18 protein-coding genes, 1 tRNA gene and 2 riboswitches are annotated in these 21,584 nt (G+C 72.0%); of the genes, 12 read left to right on the top strand and 7 right to left on the bottom strand.

The genetic code is table 11. The features are described from left to right. Positions 1–14 precede the first annotated feature (14 nt). The gene (locus ADL15_RS18695; protein ID WP_067692416.1) at positions 15–2,240 is read left to right on the top strand and encodes an alpha-L-rhamnosidase; all 2,226 of its coding nucleotides are present in this window, start codon (positions 15–17) and stop codon (positions 2,238–2,240) included. Positions 2,241–2,531: 291 nt separating this feature from the next. Here ADL15_RS18695 and ADL15_RS18690 read toward each other — a convergent pair whose 3' ends face one another. Then, a complete protein-coding gene (locus ADL15_RS18690; RefSeq protein ID WP_067692476.1) occupies positions 2,532–3,128 on the bottom strand; it encodes a TetR/AcrR family transcriptional regulator in 597 nt (198 codons plus the stop codon). 272 nt (positions 3,129–3,400) lie between these two features. Between ADL15_RS18690 and ADL15_RS18685 the strand changes: the two genes are divergently transcribed. From ADL15_RS18685 to ADL15_RS18670, 4 genes are all read left to right on the top strand, one after another. Then, on the top strand, positions 3,401–3,805 hold the full coding sequence (locus ADL15_RS18685; protein ID WP_232344205.1) for a MarR family winged helix-turn-helix transcriptional regulator: 405 nt from the start codon (positions 3,401–3,403) through the stop codon (positions 3,803–3,805). A 144-nt stretch (positions 3,806–3,949) separates the two neighbouring features. Continuing rightward, a riboswitch (glycine riboswitch) is annotated at positions 3,950–4,047 on the top strand. 4 nt (positions 4,048–4,051) lie between these two features. After that, a riboswitch (glycine riboswitch) is annotated at positions 4,052–4,143 on the top strand. Positions 4,144–4,176: 33 nt separating this feature from the next. Beyond that, positions 4,177–5,217 carry a glycine cleavage system aminomethyltransferase GcvT gene (gcvT, locus tag ADL15_RS18680; RefSeq protein ID WP_067692409.1) on the top strand — a complete coding sequence of 347 codons (1,041 nt, stop codon included), beginning with the start codon at positions 4,177–4,179 and terminating at the stop codon, positions 5,215–5,217. A gap of 9 nt (positions 5,218–5,226) precedes the next feature. After that, positions 5,227–5,586, top strand: a complete 360-nt coding sequence (gene gcvH, locus ADL15_RS18675) for a glycine cleavage system protein GcvH (protein ID WP_067692406.1) — start codon at positions 5,227–5,229, stop codon at positions 5,584–5,586. A gap of 39 nt (positions 5,587–5,625) precedes the next feature. Continuing rightward, complete coding sequence (locus ADL15_RS18670; RefSeq protein ID WP_067692403.1) at positions 5,626–6,939, top strand: L-serine ammonia-lyase; 1,314 nt, start codon at positions 5,626–5,628, stop codon at positions 6,937–6,939. Positions 6,940–6,957: 18 nt separating this feature from the next. Here ADL15_RS18670 and ADL15_RS18665 read toward each other — a convergent pair whose 3' ends face one another. The 3 genes from ADL15_RS18665 to ADL15_RS18655 form a co-directional block, all read right to left on the bottom strand. Beyond that, positions 6,958–8,001 (bottom strand): helix-turn-helix domain-containing protein, encoded by a 1,044-nt coding sequence (locus tag ADL15_RS18665; protein WP_067692400.1) that lies wholly within the window; start codon positions 7,999–8,001, stop codon positions 6,958–6,960. Between the two features lie 38 nt (positions 8,002–8,039). Beyond that, positions 8,040–9,017, bottom strand: a complete 978-nt coding sequence (locus tag ADL15_RS18660) for an alpha/beta hydrolase (RefSeq protein WP_232344204.1) — start codon at positions 9,015–9,017, stop codon at positions 8,040–8,042. Between the two features lie 128 nt (positions 9,018–9,145). After that, positions 9,146–10,654, bottom strand: a complete 1,509-nt coding sequence (locus ADL15_RS18655; RefSeq protein ID WP_067692397.1) for an IPT/TIG domain-containing protein — start codon at positions 10,652–10,654, stop codon at positions 9,146–9,148. A 105-nt stretch (positions 10,655–10,759) separates the two neighbouring features. Here ADL15_RS18655 and ADL15_RS18650 point away from each other — a divergent pair, with 105 nt between their 5' ends. From ADL15_RS18650 to ADL15_RS18635, 4 genes are all read left to right on the top strand, one after another. Continuing rightward, positions 10,760–11,230 (top strand): nitroreductase family deazaflavin-dependent oxidoreductase, encoded by a 471-nt coding sequence (locus ADL15_RS18650; RefSeq protein ID WP_067692395.1) that lies wholly within the window; start codon positions 10,760–10,762, stop codon positions 11,228–11,230. 16 nt (positions 11,231–11,246) lie between these two features. Then, positions 11,247–11,319: transfer RNA gene (locus ADL15_RS18645), tRNA-Glu, on the top strand. A gap of 30 nt (positions 11,320–11,349) precedes the next feature. Then, on the top strand, positions 11,350–12,924 hold the full coding sequence (locus ADL15_RS18640) for an ankyrin repeat domain-containing protein (protein ID WP_067692392.1): 1,575 nt from the start codon (positions 11,350–11,352) through the stop codon (positions 12,922–12,924). Positions 12,925–13,052: 128 nt separating this feature from the next. Next, positions 13,053–13,850: a cyclase family protein gene (locus tag ADL15_RS18635; RefSeq protein ID WP_067692468.1), complete on the top strand. Its 798-nt coding sequence runs from the start codon at positions 13,053–13,055 to the stop codon at positions 13,848–13,850. Here ADL15_RS18635 and ADL15_RS18630 read toward each other — a convergent pair. Continuing rightward, positions 13,847–14,581 (bottom strand): maleylpyruvate isomerase family mycothiol-dependent enzyme, encoded by a 735-nt coding sequence (locus ADL15_RS18630; protein ID WP_067692389.1) that lies wholly within the window; start codon positions 14,579–14,581, stop codon positions 13,847–13,849. The genes ADL15_RS18635 and ADL15_RS18630 overlap by 4 nt on opposite strands. 240 nt (positions 14,582–14,821) lie before the next feature. On the opposite strand from ADL15_RS18630, the gene ADL15_RS18625 reads away from it, so the two are divergent. Beyond that, positions 14,822–15,070 carry a hypothetical protein gene (locus tag ADL15_RS18625; RefSeq protein WP_157441456.1) on the top strand — a complete coding sequence of 83 codons (249 nt, stop codon included), beginning with the start codon at positions 14,822–14,824 and terminating at the stop codon, positions 15,068–15,070. Positions 15,071–15,450: 380 nt separating this feature from the next. Here ADL15_RS18625 and ADL15_RS18620 read toward each other — a convergent pair whose 3' ends face one another. Next, the gene (locus ADL15_RS18620) at positions 15,451–18,675 is read right to left on the bottom strand and encodes a GH92 family glycosyl hydrolase (protein WP_067692373.1); all 3,225 of its coding nucleotides are present in this window, start codon (positions 18,673–18,675) and stop codon (positions 15,451–15,453) included. A gap of 105 nt (positions 18,676–18,780) precedes the next feature. On the opposite strand from ADL15_RS18620, the gene ADL15_RS18615 reads away from it, so the two are divergent. Further along, positions 18,781–19,782: a LacI family DNA-binding transcriptional regulator gene (locus tag ADL15_RS18615; RefSeq protein ID WP_067692370.1), complete on the top strand. Its 1,002-nt coding sequence runs from the start codon at positions 18,781–18,783 to the stop codon at positions 19,780–19,782. Between the two features lie 262 nt (positions 19,783–20,044). Here the strand turns inward: ADL15_RS18615 and ADL15_RS18610 are convergent, their stop codons facing one another. Then, entirely contained in the window at positions 20,045–21,031 is a 987-nt protein-coding gene (locus ADL15_RS18610; RefSeq protein ID WP_067692367.1) for a S1 family peptidase, read from the bottom strand. A 66-nt stretch (positions 21,032–21,097) separates the two neighbouring features. Between ADL15_RS18610 and ADL15_RS18605 the strand changes: the two genes are divergently transcribed. Then, a complete protein-coding gene (locus ADL15_RS18605) occupies positions 21,098–21,556 on the top strand; it encodes a hypothetical protein (protein WP_157441455.1) in 459 nt (152 codons plus the stop codon). Positions 21,557–21,584 lie beyond the last annotated feature (28 nt).

Below are 21,584 nucleotides of genomic sequence, written 5' to 3'. Positions count from 1 at the left end.
CAATGAAAGGTTTCATGATGCACGACTCGACCGCGCGGATGATCACGCCAGCCACCGAGCTGGGCAGTGCCCCGTGCTTTCGGACCGAGATCGACCTCGACACCGGCCACGGCGACGTCGTCGCGGCGACACTGCGGATCAGCAGCCTGGGCGTGCACGAGGCCCGGATCGACGGGCAGCCGGTCGGCGCCGACGTGCTCAGCCCGGGCTGGAGTTCCTACGAGCACCGGCTCCGCTATCTGAGCCACGACGTGACCGGGCTGCTCACGGCCGGTTCCGTGCTGACCGTGCAGGTCGGCAACGGGTGGTACCGCGGGCGGCTGGGCTTCATGGGCGGCCGGGCGTTCTACGGGGACCGGCTCGGGGTGATCGCCGACCTCGAGATCCGCTTCGCGGACGGGCACCGGCAGGTGGTGGTCACCGACGAGAGCTGGACCGCCGGCGGGTCCGACGTCATCGCCGATGATCTGTACGACGGGCAGACCATCGACGCGCGCCGCCGTACGGCCGCGCCCGGGTGGTCGCTGCCGGTGCGGGTGCTGGACTTCGATCGGGGGCGGCTCACGCCGTACATCGGACCGGCAGTGACCCGGCAGGATCTCGTCGCGCCCAGCAAGGTCTGGGAGTCGCCCACCGGGCGGATCCTGATCGATTTCGGGCAGAACCTTGTCGGCTGGGTGCGGTTCACCACCACCGGACCGGCCGGCTCGGAGGTCCGGCTGCGGCACGCCGAGGTCCTCGAGGACGGCGAGCTCGGCGTGCGGCCGCTGCGCGACGCCCAGGCCACCGACCGGTTCATCCGCAGCGGCGGCGTGGACTTCTTCGAGCCGACCATGACGTTCCACGGCTTCCGGTACGTGGAGGCCACCGGTCTGTCGCTGGCCGAAGCCGATCAGCTGGAAGCCGTCGTCGTGCACTCGCAACTGCGGCGCACCGGCGAGTTCGCCTGCTCCGACGAGTTGCTCAACCAGCTGCACCGCAACGTGGTGTGGAGCACCAAGGGCAACTTCCTGGACCTGCCCACCGACTGCCCGCAACGCAACGAGCGGCTCGGCTGGACCGGTGACCTGGCCGTTTTCGCCCCGTCGGCGGCGTACCTGTTCGACGTCGAGGCGTTCCTGGCCGACTGGCTCGCCGACCTGGCCGCCGAGCAGCAGGCCGCCGACGGGCTCGTCCCGTTCGTGATCCCGGACATCCTGAAGTTCCAGCCGCACCCGCCGGAGTTCCCCGACCCGGACAGCACCGCGTTCTGGTCGGACGCCGCAGTGTGGGTGCCGTGGACGCTGTGGGAGGCGTATGGGTCTCGTGACCTGCTGGAACGGCAGTATCCATCGATGGCCGCGCACGTGCGGCGGGTGCGTACTCTGCTGTCGCCGTCCGGAGTGTGGGACGGGTCGTTCCAGTTCGGGGACTGGCTCGACCCGGACGCGCCGCCGGACGCGCCGGCCAAGGCCAAGGCCGATCCGGGGGTGGTGGCGACGGCGGCCTACTACCGGTCGCTCACGACGGTGGCGGCGACGGCCGCGTTGCTGGGCTTTGCGGAGGACGCCGCGGAGTTCGGTGCGCTGGCCGCGCGGACCCGGGCGGCGTTCAACGCGGAGTATGTCGCGGCGGACGGCACGATCCGCTCCGACTGCACGACGGTGTACACGTTGGCGATCGTGTTCGGGCTGCTCTCCACTGCCGCTGCGGATTCCGCCGGGCAGCGGCTGGCGGCGCTCGTGGCCGCGAGTGGGTACCGGGTGTCGACCGGGTTCGCGGGGACGCCGTACATCACCGAGGCGCTGACCAGGACCGGTCACCTGGAGGACGCGTACCGGCTGCTGACGGAGCGTTCGTGCCCGTCGTGGCTCTACCCGGTCACGATGGGGGCGACCACGATCTGGGAACGATGGGACTCGATGCTGCCCGACGGCTCGGTCAACCCGGGGGAGATGACCAGTTTCAACCACTACGCACTCGGGGCGGTGGCGGACTGGATGCACCGTACCGTCGGGGGTATCGCTCCTCTTTCCCCGGGATATGCGCGAGTGTCGATCGCGCCGCGCCCCGGCGGCGCTCTGACCTGGTGCCGCTCCTCCCTGGACACCCGCCACGGCCGGATCGCGGTGTCCTGGACCCTTACGGATGGCGCCCTGGAGGTCACCACAACCCTCCCACCCGGAGTAACCGGCATCCTCTCCCTGACCGGTCATCCCCCCGTGGAGCTGACCGAAGGCACCTACCACTGGCCCGCCTGAACCCCCGTGCGAGTCACCCGGCGCGATGCCCGCAGCGGGGCCCGGACCGCTGCGCGCCTCCCGCCTCTCCCGGCTGGTCCTCAGGGGTGCCTCCCGAGCTCGGAGGGACCCCTGACGTCCAGCTCGATCCGGCCTGCTGGTTCACGGGGGTGTGTCAGGGACCCGGAGACACCCCCGTGAACCAGCCGGAACGCCGGCCCGCGCCGCGGTCCGGCCCTGGTCACGGCCCCGGCTGGCGCTGACGGTCGTCTCGAGAGCCGCGAGGGAGCCGTGGGTGCCAGCCGGCTGGGGTCAGCTGACCGAGTGGAGCAGGAAGGTGACCAGCTGCTGGGCGTGGTGGGGTGCGGCCTTGAGGCGGGTGGCTCGCTCGTCGGGTGGGGTGGTGAGGGCGTGCATCATGGCGCCGCCGGTGAGGGTGTCGACGAGGAGCGTTATCGGGACCGAGTCGGGGAGTTCGCCGCGGGTGACGCCGCGGCGGACGATGTCGCGGGCGGCCGAGATCTGCGAGGAGCGGATCCGGGCGTAGTGCTCGGCGATGCCGGGGATGGTGGCCGCCTCGAGGTTCAGGCGGAGGGCGGCGCGGCTGCCCGGGCCGATGTAGAGGGTGAGGATCTGGGTGGCCAGCTCGACCAGGTCACCGTGCAGGGTGCCGGTGTCGACGTCGGAGACCCGCGGGAGCCCGGCCGTCAGCGCGTCGGTGAGCAGGAGTTCCTTGCTGCTCCAGCGCAAGTAGAGGGTGGCCTTGCCGATCCCGGCGCGGCGGGCGACGGTCTCCATCGCGAAACCGGCCCAGCCGGCCTCGCCGAACACGTCCAGAGCGGCCTGGGTGATCCGGCGGTCGACCTCGGGATCCCGGGGCCGGCCCGGGCCGGACGGGGCAGCGCTCACCGCGGCCACCTCCCGGATTGCTGAACGGTTCGCGTCCAGGTTACTTCCTCGGGAGGCGCCACATCGTCGCCCGGGACGGTGAAGACCGGGCATCGGCCCGGGGGTGAAGGCGACTGCTGAGACCGGGTGGGGCTGTGGGAACAATGGTGGACCGGGATCGCCTCCGCGCAGCGGGGTCGGTGGCGGGTGGGGCCGCCGTGGCTCGACACTGAATGCGTAATGAGGTTATGGACATGGTGGCCGGGGAAAGTCGTGGGTCACAGTTGCTGCCGGTGCTCGCGCAACTGGTTCGCTATCTGCGCCAGCTGGAAGGGCCGGACAACCCGAGCTCGATCGCGCTCGCGGTGCTGCGCCGGCTCGTCGACGAGGGGCCGGGGCGGGTGACCGATCTGGCCCGGCTGACCCGGGCGTCGCAGCCGGGGATGACCCAGCTGGTCGGCCGGTTGGAGAAGTCCGCCCTGGTCCGACGGGTGCCGGATCCGAACGACGGGCGCGGGGTGCTGGTCGAGGTGACCCAGGGCGGGCGGGATCTGCTGGCCCGGACCTACGCGCACTATGCCGCGACGTTCGACCGGCTCTTCGAGCAGTTGGACGCGGATGACAGCGCGGCGATCGTTCAGGCGTTGCCGGCCCTTTCTCGCCTGGCCGAGGCGGGCGAGAAAGAAAGCGCCGGCTAGCGGTGAAGCGGTGGCCGCCGTGGGTTAGAGGTGGGGGAGGCGGGTAGAACTCTGGGGGAACAGACGGGCACTGCGGGCAGTCGATCTTGATGAGGCTGGCTGGGCCTGATAGCTTCCGAGCCACAAGTGAAGATTTTCGCCGCGACAACCGCTGCGGGAGAGCACTCGCCGAAACCGGGCGGGTCGCCGAAGGAGCAACTTCTCCCTCAGAATCTCTCAGGCCCACGTACCGCAACGGTCAGGCGACTCTGGAAAGTCAGCGCCCTCCCAGGGCGCTGCGCCCAAGGTGCAAGCCGCCCGACGCCGGGCGGTGAACCTCTCAGGCATCCGTGACAGAGCGAGGGAGGCCCGACGACCAAGGAGCCTCCCTGTTGAGACGCACCGCGCTGCACGACGTCCACCGGCGCCTCGGCGCCAACCTGACCAGCTTCGCCGGCTGGGAGATGCCGCTGCGTTACGGCAGTGACGTCGCCGAACACCACTCGGTCCGCAAAGCCGCCGGACTGTTCGACCTGGGACACATGGGCCAGATCGACGTCACCGGCCCCGAGGCCGCCGCGTTCCTGGACTACGCCCTGGTCGGGCGGCTCTCCGCGGTGCCGGTCGGCCGCGCCAAATACACCATGCTGTGCCACACCACCGGCGGCGTCCTCGACGACCTGGTCGTCTACCGGCTCGCCGAGCAGCACTTCCTGGTCGTGGCGAACGCCGCGAACACGCCGGTCGTGCTTGCCATGCTCGGGGAGTACTCCGGGGGCTACCCGGTGACGATCACCGCCGCCGACCGGGCGCTGATCGCGGTGCAGGGCCCGCAGGCCGTCTCGATCGTCGGCGAGCACCCCGACCTGCGTTATTACGCGATCAAGCCGGAGCGGCTGGCCGGCCGGGACGTGCTGCTGGCCAGGACCGGGTACACCGGCGAGGACGGCTTCGAGATCTACTGCGAGAACGCCGACGCCGAGGCGATCTGGGACTGGGCGGCCGCCGCCGGTGCCGCCCCGGCCGGGCTGGCCTGCCGGGACACGCTGCGCCTGGAAGCCGGCATGCCGCTTTACGGCCACGAGCTGACCGTGCGCACCACGCCGATGCACGCCGGGCTGGGCCGGGTGGTGGCGCTGGACAAGCGCGACTTCGTCGGCGCCGAGGCGCTGCGCGCGGTCGAACCCGAGTCGGTGCTGGTCGGCCTGGTCACCAAGGGCCGCCGTTCGCCGCGCGCCGGGCACGCCGTGCTCGACCCGGCGACCGGCGCCAAGGTCGGCGAGGTGACCAGCGGCGCGCCGTCGCCGACGCTCGGGCACCCGATCGCGATGGCCTACGTGGCGAAAAACCTCAACCTGACGAAACTCCTGGTCGATGTGCGTGGCACCCGCGAGGAAGCCGACATCGTCCCGCTCCCCTTCTACAAGCGATAGAGGCATCCGTTGCGTTACACCAAAGACCACGAATGGCTGACCGAGGACCCGGTCGCGACGGTCGGCATCACCGCCTACGCCGCGGACGCGCTCGGTGACGTCGTCTTCGTCGAGCTGCCCGAACCGGGCACGACCGTCACGGCCGGCGACCCGTCCGGCGAGATCGAGTCGACCAAGTCGGTGAGCGAGATCTACGCACCCGCGGACGGCGAGATCGTCGAGGTCAACCAGGCCGTGGTCGACGACCCGGCCCTGATCAACAGCGATCCGTTCGGCGCCGGATGGCTCTACAAACTGCGGGTCACCGGCGGGCCGGAGACCCTCGACGAGGCCGGTTACGCCGCCTTGATCGCCGGGGACAGCGCATGATCCTGACCATCCGACCGCGCGACCTGAGGGACTGACGACATGGCCGTCTCCGTCTTCGACCTGTTCTCGATCGGCATCGGGCCGTCCAGCTCGCACACCGTCGGCCCGATGCGGGCGGCGCGGATGTTCACCCGCCTCTGTGACGAGGGCGTGGTGAGCATCCGGGCCGAGCTCTTCGGCTCGCTGGGTGCCACCGGGCACGGCCACGGCACGCCGCGGGCGGTGCTGCTCGGGCTGATGGGCGAGGACCCGGAGACGGTCGACACCACGCTCGACCCGCCGGCCGACGGGCGGATCACCCTGCCCACCGGGCGCAGCGTCGCCGTCGAGGTGGTGCTGCACCGGCGCCGATCGCTGCCCGAGCACCCCAACGGGATGACCTTCACGGCGCTCGGCGCCGACGGCACCGAACTGCTGCGCAAGAGCTACTTCTCGGTCGGCGGCGGGTTCATCGTGGGTCAGGGTGGCTTCCACGTGCGTACGGACGAGACGCCGCAGCCCTACCCCTTCACGTCGGGGGCGGAGCTGCTGGCACTGACCCGGTCGACCGGGCTCTCGATCTCCCGGCTGATGCTGGCCAACGAGACCGTGTGGCGTCCCGAGGCGGAGGTGCGGGCCGGGCTGCTCGGGATCTGGGACGTCATGCAGGAGTGCGTCACCGCCGGTCTGGACGCCGAGGGGGTGCTCCCGGGCGGGCTGAAGGTGCGCCGCCGGGCCGCCGCCACCGCCCGCCAGCTGCGGGTGGCCGGTGATCCCGCGGTGCACGCGATGGAGTGGCTCACCGCCTACGCGATGGCGGTCAACGAGCAGAACGCGGCCGGCGGTCGTGTGGTGACCGCGCCCACCAACGGCGCCGCGGGGATCATCCCGTCGGTGCTCACCTACTACCTCGGGTTCGTGCCGGGGGCGTCGCCGGACGGGGTGGTCCGCTTCCTGCTGACGGCCGGGGCGATCGGGCTGCTCTTCAAGGAGAACGCCTCGATCTCCGGCGCCGAGGTCGGCTGCCAGGGCGAGGTCGGGTCGGCGTGCGCGATGGCGGCCGGCGGGCTCGCCGAGGTGCTCGGTGGCACGCCGGAGCAGGTGGAGAACGCCGCCGAGATCGGCATGGAGCACAACCTGGGGCTGACCTGCGACCCGATCGGCGGGCTGGTGCAGATCCCGTGCATCGAACGCAACGGGATGGCGGCGGTCAAGGCGGTGACCGCGGCGAAGCTGGCACTGCGCGGCGACGGCCGGCACCACGTCTCGCTCGACAAGGTCATCAAGACCATGAAGGAGACCGGGGCGGACATGAAGGTCAAGTACAAGGAGACGTCGCGCGGCGGCCTCGCCGTGAACGTCATCGAGTGCTGACCCGGTGACAAAATCTGCTCAGTCGGCGGGGTTGTGATGAAGGCGCCGGAGGGCGAACGCCAGCTGCAGACGTAGCCGGCCCGGGGGAGTGCGGAAGTCCCAGCCGAGCTGGTGGTCGATGTGGGAGAGCCGCTCCTGCATCGTGGAGTGGTGGAGGCGCAGGGTCGCGGCGGCGGCGCGCAGGCTGGGTGCCTCGGCGGCGGCGTTCAGGGTGGCCAGGGCCCACGGAGCGGTGGCCGCGACCCGGTCGAGCGCGCGGACGTCCGGGACGGGCACGGCGTCCGGGGTGATCACGGCGGCGAGCAGGGCCAGGCCGCCGAGGTGCTCGGCGTGCACGATGCGCGGGCCCGGGTCGGGCTCGGTGCCGTCCGCGGTGAAGCGCAGCGCGGTCCGGGCGGCTGCCCAGGACTCGGGGAGGGTGAGGACTGGGCCGAGGGGGCCGACGCCGGTCCGCTGCTGCGGGCCGGGTGGGGGATCCCGGTCGGTGGCCAGGTGGATGTGGCCGTCGGGGCGCGCGATTGCCCGTACGAAATCGGTGGTTGTGAGGCCGAGACGGGAGGCGGCCTGCAGCCGGACCGCTTCCGTGGCGTCGGGGTTTACGACGATCTTGAGGGAGTCGGTGGGCGGTGCTGGGGTGCGGTCGAGGACCGCGCGGGCGGCGGCCGCGGCCCGTTCCAAGATCATTGCGTCGACCGGGCCGGGTGGGCCGATGCGTTCCAGCCGGAGGACGGCACCGTCGGTGACCTCGACGGACATCCACGCCGGACCCTCGCTGGCCGCGGATCCGCCGAAGGCCGCGGCCTGGTCCGAGGCGGCCCGGCCCGAGTCGGCCTGGGCTGACGGGGCCGGGGTCGTGTTCGTGCCGTCGGGCTGGACCCGGAGCGAGATGCGGCGGCGCGGGTCGGTGAGCCGGGCCGGGCAGCCGGCCAGGACGGCGGCGCCGCGGATGATCGCGGGCAGGCCGGCGCGGCCCTCGACCAGGCGGTCGAAATACGCGATGACCTGCAGCGCCGCGCCCGCGTCGGGGTCGAGAGCGGTGAGCCGGGCGGCGAGATCTCTCACGGTGGCATCCTCTCCCGCCGCCCAGCACGAAGGAAGGGTCAGCTCCCGAGCAGCCGGCGCAGCCAGCGGACCCGGGCGGCGCGAGCCTCCTGTGACACCGCGGCCTGCGGGGCCAGCATGTCGAACCCGTGGAACCCGCCCGGCCAGACGTGCAGCTCGGCCCGGCCGCCGGCCTGCCAGATCCGGCTGGCGTAGGCGACGTCCTCGTCCCGGAACGTCTCCGCCGAACCGACGTCGATGAAAGCCGGCGGCAACCCGGACAGGTCGGTGGCCCGGGCCGGCGCGGCGTACGGTGACACGTCCGGACCGCCGCGGTCCGCACCGAGCAGCGCGGTCCAGCCGGTGTCGTTCGCGGTCCGGTCCCACACACCACGGCCGGCCATCTGCACCGCCGACGGGGTGTCGTTGCGGTCGTCGAGCATCGGGCAGAGCAGCATCTGACCGGCCAGCTCCGGCCCGCCGCGGTCGCGGGCCAGCAGGGCGGTCGCCGCGGAGAGCCCGCCGCCCGCGCTGGCCCCCGCGATGATCAGGCGCTGCGGGTCGATGCCCAGCTCGGTGGCGTTCTTGGCGGTCCAGACCAGGCCGGCGTAGCAGTCCTCGACCGGGGCCGGATGCGGGTGCTCGGGGGCGAGCCGGTACTCCACCGACACGATCACCGACGGCACCTCGGTGGCCCAGTCCTGCAGCACCTCGACGCCGGTCCGGTTGTCGCCGAGGATCATGCCGCCGCCGTGCACGTGGTAGAGACCGGGCAGCCCGGGACCGGCGCCGGCCGGGGTCAGGACGAGCAACTCGACGTCCGGGTCGCCGGCCGGGCCGGGCACGGTGCGCCGGGTGACGGTGAACGCGCCGCCGCGGGCCAGGTCGTCGTCGCTGACCTCGGCGAGCAGCGAGCCGGACCGCATCGGCTCGATCATGTCGGCGGTCAGTGCGGGCGGCAGGCCGACGGCGAGCACGTCGAGCGCGGCGGCCAGTTCGGGGTCGAAGGGCGGGGGAGGGCCGATGTCGAGCGTCACGAGGTGCCTCCTGGTGTTGCGAGCGTGTGACCATCCTGTGGCCACCCGGTGATTCCGCACACCGCCACACGGCGGAACCTCCCCGCCAACTGGCGGGGAGGTTCGGGTGCTGCCGTGACGCCCGTGACTCAGTCCAGCTCGGAGTAGGAGAAGGCGGCCGCGATGGTGAAGCGGCTGGCCGTGCCGCTGCTCGCGGTGAACGACACCCAGGTCGGGCCGGACCGTGCGCCCGCCGGGACGGTGCACAGCCAGGTGGTCCCGCTGGCCTTGCCCTGCGCGGTGCACTCGGCGGCCTTGTCACCGAACTTGAAGCCGGTCGCGGTCGTGATGTCGCCACCGGCGATCTTCACGGTGACCTTCGCGCCGCCGGCGAGCTTGTCGCCCTCGGCGGACAGGCTCACCACCACCGGCACGTAGGGGACCGTGCCGACGGTGCCGGGCACCCCGTCGTGGATCAGGGTGATGCCGGCCGAGGCCGCGGCCGACGAGGGTACCGGCACCCGGATGTGGGTGGCGTCGACCCAGAGCGGGGTGACCTTGGCGGTGCCGACCGTGGCGGTGATCGCCTCGGTGGTGAAATCCTTCGCGGTCGCCCCGGCGGTGCCGCCGGTGACCTTGACGAGCACCGAGCCGCCGGACGCCTTGACCACGGCGCCGTCGGTGACCTCGATGCCCAGCGGCGCGCGGTACGCGAACGGCAGACTGCCCGCGCCGCCGGCGGTCTTCACGGTCACCGCGGTGACGCCGTTGACGCCGGCCGGGGCGACCGCCTCGATCGAGGTCGCGGACTTCACGGTGAAGCTGGTGGCGTTCTTGTCGCCGAACCGGACCGCGGTCGGGTCGTCCGCCTTGACCTCCGAGAACCCGGTACCGCTGATCGTGACCGTGGTGCCGCCGACGGTGGACACCTTGGCCGGGGCGAGCAGCCCGATCGCCGGGGCGTACCCGACGGTCGCGGTCGAGGGGGTGCCGGCGATGCCGTCGCGGATCAGGGTGATCGGCACGGTGGTCGCCTTGGTGCTCTTCGGCGCGGTCACCTTGACGTGCGTGGCGTCGACCCAGGCGACCGCCGTCGCGGCGACCTCGCCGACCCTCGCGGTGATCTTCTCGGCGGTGAAGTCCTTCGCGGTGTCACCGACGGTGCCACCGGTCACGGTGACCGGCACGATCGTGCCACCGGCCATCTTCGCCCCGGTCACCGCGTCGAACTGGGCGCCGAGCGCCGACTTGTAGGTGAACGTCACCTCCCCGGAGCTGGTCCCGGCGGTGCTGGTGACGGTGACCTTGACGGCACCGGCGCTGCCGGCCGGTGCCACCGCGGTGATCTTGCTGTCCGACACGACGGTGAACGAGGACGCGTTGACGTCGCCGAACTTGACCGCGGCCCGGTTCTCCTTGTTCACCGCGGAGAAGCCGGTGCCGGTGACCGTGACCGTGGTGCCACCGGCGAGCGCCCCGGACGCCGGGGTGAGCTGGGTCGCGGTCGGTTTGGCGGCGTCGGCCTGCGCGGTGACGGGACGGGCGACCCGGTCCACGGGGACGGCCGCCTGACTCGCCGGCGCACCGGCGAACGTGACAGCGGCAGCGGTGACGACAGTGAGAGCGGCGGCCCGGCGGGCCTGCTTGGTGGTGGCCATGACCGGAACGATCCGCCCTGGTGAAGTGACAAACCGGTGGCGTCCGGGTGCGGTCCGGTTGTGCCGCTACGCTGAGCCGTTTGCTGTGACGAGTGGAGGCTCGCGTTGTCCTGGAAGAGTTTCTGGCGGTCGGTCGGCACCGCGTCGGTCTTCACCCCGCTGGCGCGGCGCACGGTCACCGTCGACCGGTGGCTCAGCCGGCTCACCCGGGGCCGCGTGGTGGCGCTGGGCATGGCCCCGGCGCTGCTGCTGACCACCACCGGGCGGCGCAGCGGGCTGCCGCGGCAGAACCCGCTGCAGTACGTCGCGGAGGGCGACACCTACGTCGTGGTCGGGTCCAACTGGGGCGGCGCCACCGCGCCCGCCTGGGTGCACAACCTGGGCGACCACCCGCAGGCCACGGTGACCATCGGCGGGCGGGACGTGGCCGTCGAGGCCCGCGAGGCGACCGGCGACGACCGGGAGCAGTTGTGGCAGGCGTTCGTCGCACAGTGGCCGGGATACCGTCGCTACCGCGATCAGGCCCAGCATCGTACGATCCGGATCTTCCGCCTGATCCCGGTCGCGGGGGCGTGACTACACTGCGCGGTGGCGGGTCGTAGCGCAGAGGTCGTCGCGTCTCCCTCTCACGGGGAAGGACACCGGTTCGAATCCGGTCGGCCCGCCACCCTCAGGACACGGCGGAACGGACACGGGTGGATCTGACGCGGCGGCGGGACCGGGAGCGGTACGCGAGGCAGCTCACCCACGCGACCCCGGCCGCAATGATCATGGATGCCACCGTGGCCCGGGAAGCCGGGGACTGGCGCGCGGCGTGCACGGCGGCCGGCGTGGACGTGCACGTCGACCTGCGGGACGTGGCCGCCAGGTTCGGCACCGCCCAGGCGTCGATGATCGAGGCCGATCTGGCCGGGTTCGCGCCGGACTTCCTGCGCCGGCACCTGCCCCGGGTCGACTCGGCGGCGCTGGAGCCCGGGGTACGCCTGGTGCTGTCCCGCCGGCCGGAGCCGTTCCGCACACCCGGCCGGCTGCTGCGCCGGCGCGGCACCCCGGTGCTGGTGGTGACGCTGCCGCCGAGCGTGGACGCGCCGCAGCGGCTGGCGTTGCGGGTCGCCGACGTTCATGAGCTCACCGGGTGGTGGGTGGACATGCCGGCCTGGGCGTGGTTCGACGCGGCGGTGACCGAGCGGCGCTGGGCGTACGGGGCGTCGGCGTCCCGGCTGCCCTGGGACGGTGGGGACGGGCCGGGGGATCGGGCGTCCGAGTTCGAGCGGCTGCTGGCCGAGACCGGCGGGGACCGGCTGGAGGATCTGTTCCGGTCGGCCGGTGTCGAGGTGGCGGAGCCGGACGGGCGGGCCTGGCACTCGTACGCGTTCGCCCGCGCGCAGGCGAACCTGCCGGTGCTGTCCGTGGAGGCGCATCGGCTGGCCGGGCGGTACCGGGAGATGCTGGGTGGTGCGACGTTCCGGCCGTTCGGGTGGAGCGGGCTGGATCTCACGGTGCGCCCCGACGGGTCGGTCGTGGTGAGCCCGGGGGCGTGGTCGGCGGGACAGGACAAGACCGGGCCGGTGGGGTTCGGGGTGGCGGCGCCCCTGGACGCGGCGTTGCTGCGCTGGGGGGTGCTGACGCCTGAGGAGTTGCACCCGCTGGTGCACGAGGCGTTGTTCCCGGGGCGGGCGCAGGACTGGCGGCCGGTGCTGCACGAGCCGTACGCGCAGGTCAGAGTGCGGTGCGGTGGGCAGTGGCACGTGGTGGAGGTGATCGGGGCGGCGGTGAGCACGCCGCACCACGACGAGGCGGAGCTGCAGCGGGAGGCGCTGCTCGGGGCGCTCGGGGGACGGGTCAGCGGGTGCGCCCGGGCTCGGGTGGGCTTCCGTACCGGCGGGAAGCCCGTACCGAAGGACATCCGCAAGTTGCGGCAGCACCATCTCGCGCGGGCTTTGCACGGTGACACCGACGGTGTGCTCACCGATCTCGCGGCCGGGACCGATCCGCTTTTCCGGGACGGGCTGGGCCGGACGTTGCTGCACTGGCTCGCCCACCTGGACCATCGACGGGTGTTGCCGGTGCTGCTCACCGCCGGGCTGCCGATCGCGGAACCGGACGTGGACGGGCGGACGGCGCTGCACGCGGCGGCGCTGGCCGGCAACGCGGAGCTGATGGCGGTGCTGGTGGCGGCCGGCGCTCCGGCGGACGCCCGGGACGCGCGGGGGAAGACCGCGGACGACCTGCTGGCCGAAACCCGCAAAAGACTCCGCGCGGCAGGCTGATCGATCGCGGATTCCACTGGGGATGGGCTGCCGTCGCGGCTCGCGGACCGGCACGATGAGTGGCGGATCCGGTCGCGGCCCTGATCGTCGCCACCGTGATGGTCCGACGACCCGAGGGAGTCCAGCTGATGTGCACCGAACCGAGCAAACCCGGTCTCAGCCGCCGCGCGGCCCTGTTCGGCGGCGCGGGAGCCGCCGCGGCCGTCGCCCTGGGCGAGCCCGCGCAGGCCGCCGGACGCCGCGGGCTGCGTGATCTCACCTACCCGCTGGGGCCGGGCACCCCGGCGTTCGAGCCCGGTGAGGAGGCGGTGCGCCGGACCGTGGCGACGATCGCCGACGACGGGTACTACATGCAGGAATGGCGGGTCATCGAGCACATCGGCACGCACGTCGACGCGCCCGCGCACTTCACCGCGGGCGGCCGGACCTCGACCGAGCTGCAGCCGGCCGAGCTGGTCGTGCCGGCCGTCGTGATCGACATCGCGGCGCGGGCGGCCCGGGACGCGGACACCGTGGTGACCGTTGCTGATCTGCTGGCGTTCGAGCGTCGGCACGGCCGGATCCCGGACGGGGCCGCGGTGCTGATGTATTCCGGCTGGGGTGCGAAGGCCGGCGACGCCGACGCGTACCGGGGGACCGACGCGGCCGGGACCCTGCACTTCCCGGGTTTCGGGGTGGACGCCTGCGAGTGGTTGCTGCGGCACCGGCGGATCCGCAGCCTGGGCGTGGACACGCTCAGCATCGACCCGGGGGTGTCGGCGACGTTCGACACGCATCATGCGCTGACCGGTGCTGATCGCTACGGGATCGAGAACCTCGCCCATCTGGAGAGCATCCCGCGGCACGGCGCGACGATCTTCGTGGGCCTGATCCCGTACGAGGGCGGCTCCGGCGGCCAGGCCCGGGTCCTGGCCACCTGGAGTTAGACCACCGCGTAGTTGCGGAGCAACCGGAGGGCTTCGGCGGCGTGCGGGCCGCGGGTCTGCAGGCCGGACTCGGCCGGGCTCAGGCGTTGCGCGCCGACCCGGCAGAACGCGCCGGCCGCGCCGACGATCACCGACTCCGCGGCCGGATCGCCGAACTCCCACCGGGATCCGTCCGGCGCGGTCAGCGAACACCTGATCGGTACGGACGGCCGCCCGGCCAGGTGGAACGCGTACGGCAGCGTGCTGTGCCCGAGCCAGGCCACGTGTCGCAACCGATCGGTGTCCGGGTAGACGATCCCGAGCGGCCCGGTGATGTCCAGCGCGTGCGCCCAGTGCTCGGCCAGCCGGGTGGTCGCCAGCGTGCGCGGCCGCAACGACGCGGTGACCCAGCGCAGCGGCTGCCCGGGATCGGCCGCCCGCAACGCCCGCACCGCGTCGCGCCGGGCGGCCCGCCAGCGCGCGAAGATCTCGGCCGGCGCGTCCCGTTCGGCGCGGACCATCGCGTCCATCGCGCCGTCCACGGTCTCGCCGAAACGATGCCAGTCGATGCCGCTGGGGTCGCCGCCCGCCGAGGCGGCCACGGCTTCTTCGGTCTGCGCCAGGTGCAGCACCACGTCCGCGACGGTCCAGCCCTCCGCCGCCGAGGGCCGGGCCCAGTCGTCCGGGGTCAGCCCGGCGAGCACGGTGTCCAGCTGATCCTGCTCAGCCACCAGATCATCCAGGATCTCCATGGCCAACCCTAACGCCGCGCCACCGATCCGGTGCCACCCGGATTCGGAGGGCGGAGACATGGACGTGACAGTTCGTCCCGGTGGCTGGGCCCGTTCCCGATCCCCGCGCTCGCGGAGCGCTGCCCGTGCCTCCTCGGCGCGGCGCGGCCGGTCACCCGACCTGGCGATGTCGGCGCCGCGAGGGTGACATTCGCCGTTTTCCGGACCGCTCCGATCGGCCGGTCGCCGAGGCTGGGCGCCATGACGCGTATCGCCGCTCCGGCCGCCGCCCTGCAGTCCGCCCGCAAGTTCGTGGTCGAGCTCCCGGCGCATCAGGGCCCGGCCTCGTTCACGGTCGTGAACCCGATCGCCCCGGACGTCGACATGACCGCGACCACCTTCGGTCCGGGCGGGGGCTGGGTCTCCGGCGGCTTCGTGCCCGGCCCGGAGGAGCTGCGGATCAGCTTCGACACCGACGGCGGCCCCTACCGCCTGGTCCTCATCGGCTGAAACGCTGCAGCAACGCGCCTCCCGCCCCTCGGCTGGTCCTCACGGTCCTGTCGAGGGCGTTGTGAGGGCCGCGAGCACCAGCCGGCACCGTCGCCATGCCGCTCAGGACCAGCCGGGAACGCGGAGCGTGCGTGCGGTCCGGGCGCCGGGGAGGTGCCGGGCGGGGGAGTGGGGCGGTCCTGGGCTTACGGCGTACCGGAAAGGGGTTGTGGTCCGGGCGGGCGGCTGGCGGACCGCCTGCCCGGACCGAACGCGGACCTCGGGGATGGCCGTGCCCGGAAACGATCGGCAACCGACCGGGGGTCCGCAACCAACCGGGCGAACCCGGCGGTCAGTGCCCGGCCGGACGGGACCGCCGGCCGGGCACTGACCGATGCTGGTCAGGACAGGAGTTGCCACTCGGCGAGCTGGGTCAGCGGGGCGCCGTGGTTGGCGGTGATCTGGAGGCGGTAGTGCTGGTAGGCGCCCGGGCTGCCCGGCACCACGAAGGCCCGCGTCTGCCGCCGATCCGCGAAGTCCAGGTTGCTGCGGGTGTCCAGGGTCGTCCAGGTCACCCCGTCGGCCGAGCCCTGCAACGTCCAGCTGCGCGGATCCCGCTCCGGAGCGTCGTTCGCCGAGGTCAGCGTGTACTGCTTGACCGCGGCCGGACTGCCCGCCAGCCGGTCCGTCAGCGTGGCCGTGGTGGCCGAAACCAACCACTTCGTCAGGGACGTGTCGTCGGTCAGGGCGGCCTTGCCCTCGCTGGGCGGGTTCTCGCCGGTGACCGTCAGCGTGCCGCCGGTGGCGCGGTCGGTGAGCTGCGCCGGTGTGCCGGTGCCGGTGGTCAGCGACGGCGGCAGGTCCGCGGCGGCCGAGCCCCACGACGACGGGTTCGGGCCCATCACGAACTCCAGGGTGCCGCCGGCGGTCAGGTCCGCGTGGGTCAGGAAGTTCTTCGGGTACGTGACGCCGTTGAGCTTCGCGCTCTGGATGTAGCGGTTCGTGTCGCTCACCCCGGGTGCGATGACCGAGAACGTTCGGCCGTTCTCCAGGGTGATCGTGGCGCTCGGGTGCAGCGGGGCGCCGATCGTGTAGTCGGTGCTGCCCATCCGCGCCGGGTAGAAGCCGAGGGCGGAGAAGACGTACCAGGCGGACATCTGGCCGTTGTCCTCGTCGCCGAGGTAACCGCCGCCGGGGCCGGGGCCGTACTGGGTGGTGAGGACGGTGCGGATCTTGTCCTGGGTCTTCGCCGGGGCGCCGGCGTAGTTGTACATGTAGATCATGTGGTGGATCGGCTCGTTGGAGTGCGCGTACTGGCCGAGGTTCGCGTCGTAGGCCTCACGCATCTCGTGGATGACGCCGCCGTAGCAGCCGGGCAGGTAGTCACGGGGTGCGGCGAAGACCGAGTCGATCTTCGCGGCCAGGGCGGCGCGGCCGCCGTACAGGTTGGCCATGCCCTGCGGGTCCTGCGGGGCCGGGGTGGCGTAGTGCCAGGGCGCGCCCTCGGTGAACTCACAGCCCCAGAGCTCGGGTTTGAAGTCGGCGTCGCTGGTGCGCCAGCTGCCGTTGGACTGCTTGCCGCGGAAGAAGCCGACCGACGGCGAGTAGAGGTTGGCGTAGTCGAGGGCCTTGTTGCGGAAGTACGCCGCGTCCTCGGTGTAGCCGAGCGCGCCGCCGAGCTGGGCGATGCCGAAGTCGTCGTTGGCGTCCTCGAGGGTCCAGGCCGCCGACTCACCCGCGACGTCGGTGGGCACGTAGCCCTTGAACGTCGACACCTGGGTGCCGTTGCGGCCGTTGGCGTTGTTCGCCGAGTAGACCGACGCGTTCTTGACCATCGAGGCGTACGCGGCCTGGTAGTCGAAGTTGCGCACACCCTTGACGTAGGCGTCGGCGAAGGCCAGGTCCTGGTTGCTGCCGACCATCATGCCGACGTTGTGCGGGCCGGACCAGCGGGGTGTCCAGCCGCTCTGCTTGTATGCGTTGACGAACCCGTCCAGCATCTCCCCGGTCCGCGTCGGGGTGAGCAGGGTGTAGAGCGGCCAGGCGGCTCGGGACGTGTCCCAGAAGCCGTTGTTGACGTACATCTGGCCGTCGTGGACCTGGTTGTCGTACGGGCTCTGGTGTTTGCGCACGCCGCCGACCAGCTCGGAACGGTTGTTCGGGTACATGAACGCGCGGTAGAGGTTCGAGTAGAACGTGATCAGGCGGTCGGTGGACGCGCCGTCGATACGTACCGTGCCCAGCTGGGCGTCCCAGAGCGCGGCGGCTTCCTCCCGTACGCTATCGAGGTTTTTGGTACCGACTTCCTGATCGAGATTGCTGTGCGCCTGGGCGACGCTGATGAAACTCGTCGCCATCCGCAGGCTGACCTGCTCGCCGGCGCCGGTGGCGAAGCGCACCCAGCTGGTCGCGCCCTGGCCGGTGATCGTGCCGGACGCGGTGATCGCCTTGTCGACCGTGGCGTAGACGAACATCCGCTGGTTACGGTGGGTGATCTCGCCGGAGATCACCCGGTTGGCGGTGTCGACGGACAGTGAGCCGGTGGCGCTGTCCACGGTGTCGAACAGGATCACCGCCTCGCTGGTCGCCGGGAACGCGAACCGCATCACCCCGGCGTGGTCGGTGGGCGCCATCTCGGCGGTGATGCCGTAGGTGGAGAGTTTCGTGCGGTAGTAGTGCGCCTTGGCCACCTCGTCGGCGTGGCTGAACGTGGACTTGCGCGCGTCCGGCGTGGACTTCACCGCCCCGGTCATCGGCATCACCTGCAACTGGGCGTAGTCGGCGATCCACGGGCTCGGCTCGTGGCTGATCCCGAAGCCCTGCACCGTGGTGTCCGGCCAGTCGTAGAGCCAGTTGTCGCTGTTACCGTTCGTGATCGGGGTCCAGAAGTTGAAGCCGTGCGGCACCGTCGCGCCGGGGAACGTGTTGCCGCGCGAGTAGGAACTCGTCGAGTCGGAGCCGCGCCGGGTCTCGACGTAGTCGCTGAGCCGCCCGCTGGACTCGTTCTGCTGGATCGTGATGTCGTCGAAGTAGCCGCGGAACGTTCCGGTGTTGGCTGGCTGGTCGTAGCCGATCAGGATCCGGTCGACGGTCTTGCCGGCCGCGTAGACGCCGATCGCCGACGTGACGTTGTTCCAGGTGTTGAACGCGAGCACGCTGCCGTTGCCCTGGAACGACGGGTGCAGCCGGACCCCGTGCTGGTCGACGGCGCCGGAGTCGCGCAGGAACGTGCCGTCGGTGAACGCCAGGTCCACGGCCACGTCCAGGTGCCCGCCGGACTGCGGATAGACCCAGTAGGACAGCGTGGACCCGGTGGTCACCGGAAGATCAACATCAAAGACTTTCTGGTACGAGTACGAAGTCGTCGCGCTCAGGTCGTTGCCGGAGTACATCAGCGCGGCCGTGCCGGTGTGCGCGCTCTCGGTGCGCACCGCGCTCTCCATCCCGGTCAGCGCGCAGCAGTAACCGCCGATCCCGGCACTCGCCTCGGTGCTGTTGCTCCAGGTCGGCGCGGTCTGCCCGGTCTCGAAGCCGGAGCTGAAATCACCCGCCGCCGCGGCTGCCGGAGTGGCGGGCAGGGCGACCAGGAACCCGCTGAGCAGGGCCGCGACACCGAGCAGCTTCATGAAGCGACCTCCATCGATGACATCGTTGTCAGTAAAGTGCCCTATCAGTTACAGCCCTGTCAACGGATTCACCAGCGTGACTTGTGGACCCGGCATACTTCAGGGATGCACACCCGGCCGCCCACCCTCAGCCAGGTCGCCGCGCGAGCCGGGGTGAGCCTCAAGACCGCGTCCCGCGCGCTCAACGGCGAGCCGTACGTCTCCGGCGCCACCGGCCAGCGGGTCCGCGAGGCCGCCGACGAGCTCGGCTACCGCCTCAACAGCCTGGCCCGCGACCTGCGCACCGGCGGCACCTCGCCGCTGGTCGGCCTGATCAGCGGCGACCTGGCCAACCCGTTCTACTCGGCGGTGGCCAGCGGTGTCGAACGCGAGCTGCGCCGGCACGGCCTGCTGCTGGTCACCGCGAACAGCGACGAGGACGGCCAGCTGGAACGCAGCCTGGTCGAGGCGCTGCTGGAACGCCGGGTGCGCGCCCTGCTCGTGGTGCCGGGCGGCGACAGCCGGGAATACCAGCGGGTCCGGGACGACCACGGCGTCCCGTTCGTGTTCCTCGACCGCCCACCGGCCGGGCTGGCCGCCGACAGCGTGCTGATCGACAACGCCGGCGGCACCCAGCAGGCCGCCGCGCACCTGCTCGCCGGCGGGCACCGGCGGATCGCGCTCGTCGCCGACCTGGTGCGCACCACCTCGCAGCAGGCCCGGATCGACGGCTTCACCGCGGCGATGGAGGCGGCCGGCAACCCGGACTGGGAGCCGTACCTGCGCACCGGCGTGCACGACGCGGCCACCGCCGAACGCACGATCGGCGACCTGCTCGCCCTCGACGACCCGCCGACCGCCCTGTTCACCACGAACAACCGGCTCACCACCGGCGCGCTGCGGGCCCTGCGCGGGCTGGACCGGCCACCCGCGCTGGTCGGCTTCGACGACTTCGAGTTGGCCGACGTGGTCGGCACCACGGTGATCGCGCACGACATGACCGAGCTGGGCCGGCAGGCCGCGCGGCTGGCGCACGAGCGGATCGGCGGCCACACCGGCCCGCCGCGCACCGTCGTGATCCCGACGACCCTGATCGCCCGCGGCTCCGGCGAACGCCCCCCGCGGTAGTCGTTCCCGGCGCGCGGTCTCGCGCAGCGCGGGGGCAGCTGGTGCTGAGGGTCGTCTCGGAGGTGGTGAGGCAGCCGCCAGCACCAGCCGGCAACCCGGCGGCGGTGCGCGGTCGGCTGGTGCTGGGGGGTGTCTCAAGTGCCCCGAGGCACCCCTGACAGCCAGCCGGCTACCCGGCGGCGGCGCGCGGTCGGCTGGTGCTGAGGGGTGTCTCAGGGGCCCCGAGGCACCCCTGACAACCAGCCGGGCCACGCGGCGGTGGTCAGTGGCGGCGGCGGTGCGGGGGTTTGCGGCGGGCGCTGGCGCGGCGGCGGGAGCCCCGGGCGGACTGGAGCAGGCCGATGCAGAACAGGACTCCGGCGAGGCCGGCGCCCAGATACGCCCACGGGATCGCGAAGCCGACCAGGCTGTTCGACGAGTCCGGCGGTGCCGCGGCGGCGGGCGGGGACGTGCCGGCCCGGGTGCGGGACGGTGTCGGGGACGGGAGCACGTCGTCGCGGATCACCGACTGGATCCAGGCGGCCACCTTGTCGATCCGGCCGGCCTGGTCGGGGCCGGTGTGCGGGCAGTCCGGGCCGTGGCTGACCACGCCGACCACGGTGGCGGTGCCGTCCTTGGCGACGGTGAAATAGGGCCCACCCGAGTCGTGCTCGCACGGGCTGGTGTTCCCGGCCGGATCAATACCGGTCATCCCGATCTCGGTTTTCGACACTGAGGTGACCTTGAACAGGCCGGTGCGCAGCCGGTTGGGTGTCTTCGCGTCAGTCGCTCGCAGCAGTCCGAAGCCGGCCAGCCGCACCCGGGCACCGGACTTGGGCGCCGACCGGCTCAGCCGCAGCGGCTTCACGTCGGTGACCGCCTTGTCCATCCGGGCCAGCGCAATGTCGAGAGTGCCCTGCTGACGTACCTCAACCACGCGGACGTCGTGCCCGCCGGACCCGCTCAGCGAGGCCCGGCCGACCGTGGCGACGGTCTTGCGGGCGACCGGCCGGGACACCCGGTTGCCGCGGGTGTCGCGGAAGCAGTGGCCGGCCGTGAGCACCCAGTGCGGCGAGATCAGGCCGCCGGAGCAGGAGCTGTCCCGGGTGCCACCGCCGAGCACGGGGATGTCGTAATCGGTCAGCTTGACCGCGAAGCCGTACGTGCCGTCGGGCACGGTGTCGCCGTTCGCGATGGCATGCGCCGGTGCTGCGCCGCCGAGGGTGACGGCGACGAGGGCGAGGGCGAGAAACACCACGATCCGTTGCATACGTGAGAGGTCTACCAAAAGCTGTCCACCTCCGTGATTAGCGGCGGGCCGGGCGGGAACCCCACGATGATGACGACTGTCTATCGAGGACGGATTCATCTGATAGTCCTGCTCACGCTCGCGCTGAGCGTGGCCGTCCCGGTGATCGCAGTGGTGTTTCCGGATGTGCCATGGTGGCAGCGTGTGCTCGCGCCGCTGACAGCTGTACCGCTGTTGTGGTTCTACACGCTGCGTGAGCTGGTCTATCGCCTCGAACTGACCGATACCGAGCTGCGCCTGCGGGCACTGCTCGGCCGGTGGCGGATCCCGCTGGCCGACCTGGCGTCGATCGGCGCGCCGACCCGGCAGAACCTGGTCTCGGTGAAACACCGCGACGGCCGCTCGTGGAACGTGCTCGCCGGGCCGGGCCTCGTCGACTTCGCCGATCGGGTCGGTGCGGCCGCCCCGAACGCCCGGGTGGGCATCAACGGCTGGCAGCGGACCACCGACCGCGCGGAGAAGTTCTTCGAGCGGGAGCAGGGTTGACCCGTAGGTTTTTTCCTACCTATTGTGT

This window comes from Actinoplanes awajinensis subsp. mycoplanecinus (genome assembly GCF_001509495.1).
GTDB classification, from domain to species: domain Bacteria; phylum Actinomycetota; class Actinomycetes; order Mycobacteriales; family Micromonosporaceae; genus Actinoplanes; species Actinoplanes palleronii.
The sequence above is the reverse complement of the archived record's forward strand: the minus strand, read 5'-3'. Positions and strand labels throughout refer to the sequence as shown.

Coding starts and splice junctions, on each gene's coding strand:
- ADL15_RS18625 (WP_157441456.1), top strand. CDS start 14,822: ATGACGCGTATCGCCGCTCCGGCCGCCGCCCTGCAGTCCGCCCGCAAG.
- ADL15_RS18610 (WP_067692367.1), bottom strand. CDS start 21,031: ATGCAACGGATCGTGGTGTTTCTCGCCCTCGCCCTCGTCGCCGTCACC.
- ADL15_RS18655 (WP_067692397.1), bottom strand. CDS start 10,654: ATGGCCACCACCAAGCAGGCCCGCCGGGCCGCCGCTCTCACTGTCGTC.
- ADL15_RS18630 (WP_067692389.1), bottom strand. CDS start 14,581: ATGGAGATCCTGGATGATCTGGTGGCTGAGCAGGATCAGCTGGACACC.
- ADL15_RS18620 (WP_067692373.1), bottom strand. CDS start 18,675: ATGAAGCTGCTCGGTGTCGCGGCCCTGCTCAGCGGGTTCCTGGTCGCC.
- ADL15_RS18695 (WP_067692416.1), top strand. CDS start 15: ATGATGCACGACTCGACCGCGCGGATGATCACGCCAGCCACCGAGCTG.
- ADL15_RS18605 (WP_157441455.1), top strand. CDS start 21,098: ATGATGACGACTGTCTATCGAGGACGGATTCATCTGATAGTCCTGCTC.
- ADL15_RS18670 (WP_067692403.1), top strand. CDS start 5,626: ATGGCCGTCTCCGTCTTCGACCTGTTCTCGATCGGCATCGGGCCGTCC.
- ADL15_RS18615 (WP_067692370.1), top strand. CDS start 18,781: ATGCACACCCGGCCGCCCACCCTCAGCCAGGTCGCCGCGCGAGCCGGG.
- ADL15_RS18635 (WP_067692468.1), top strand. CDS start 13,053: ATGTGCACCGAACCGAGCAAACCCGGTCTCAGCCGCCGCGCGGCCCTG.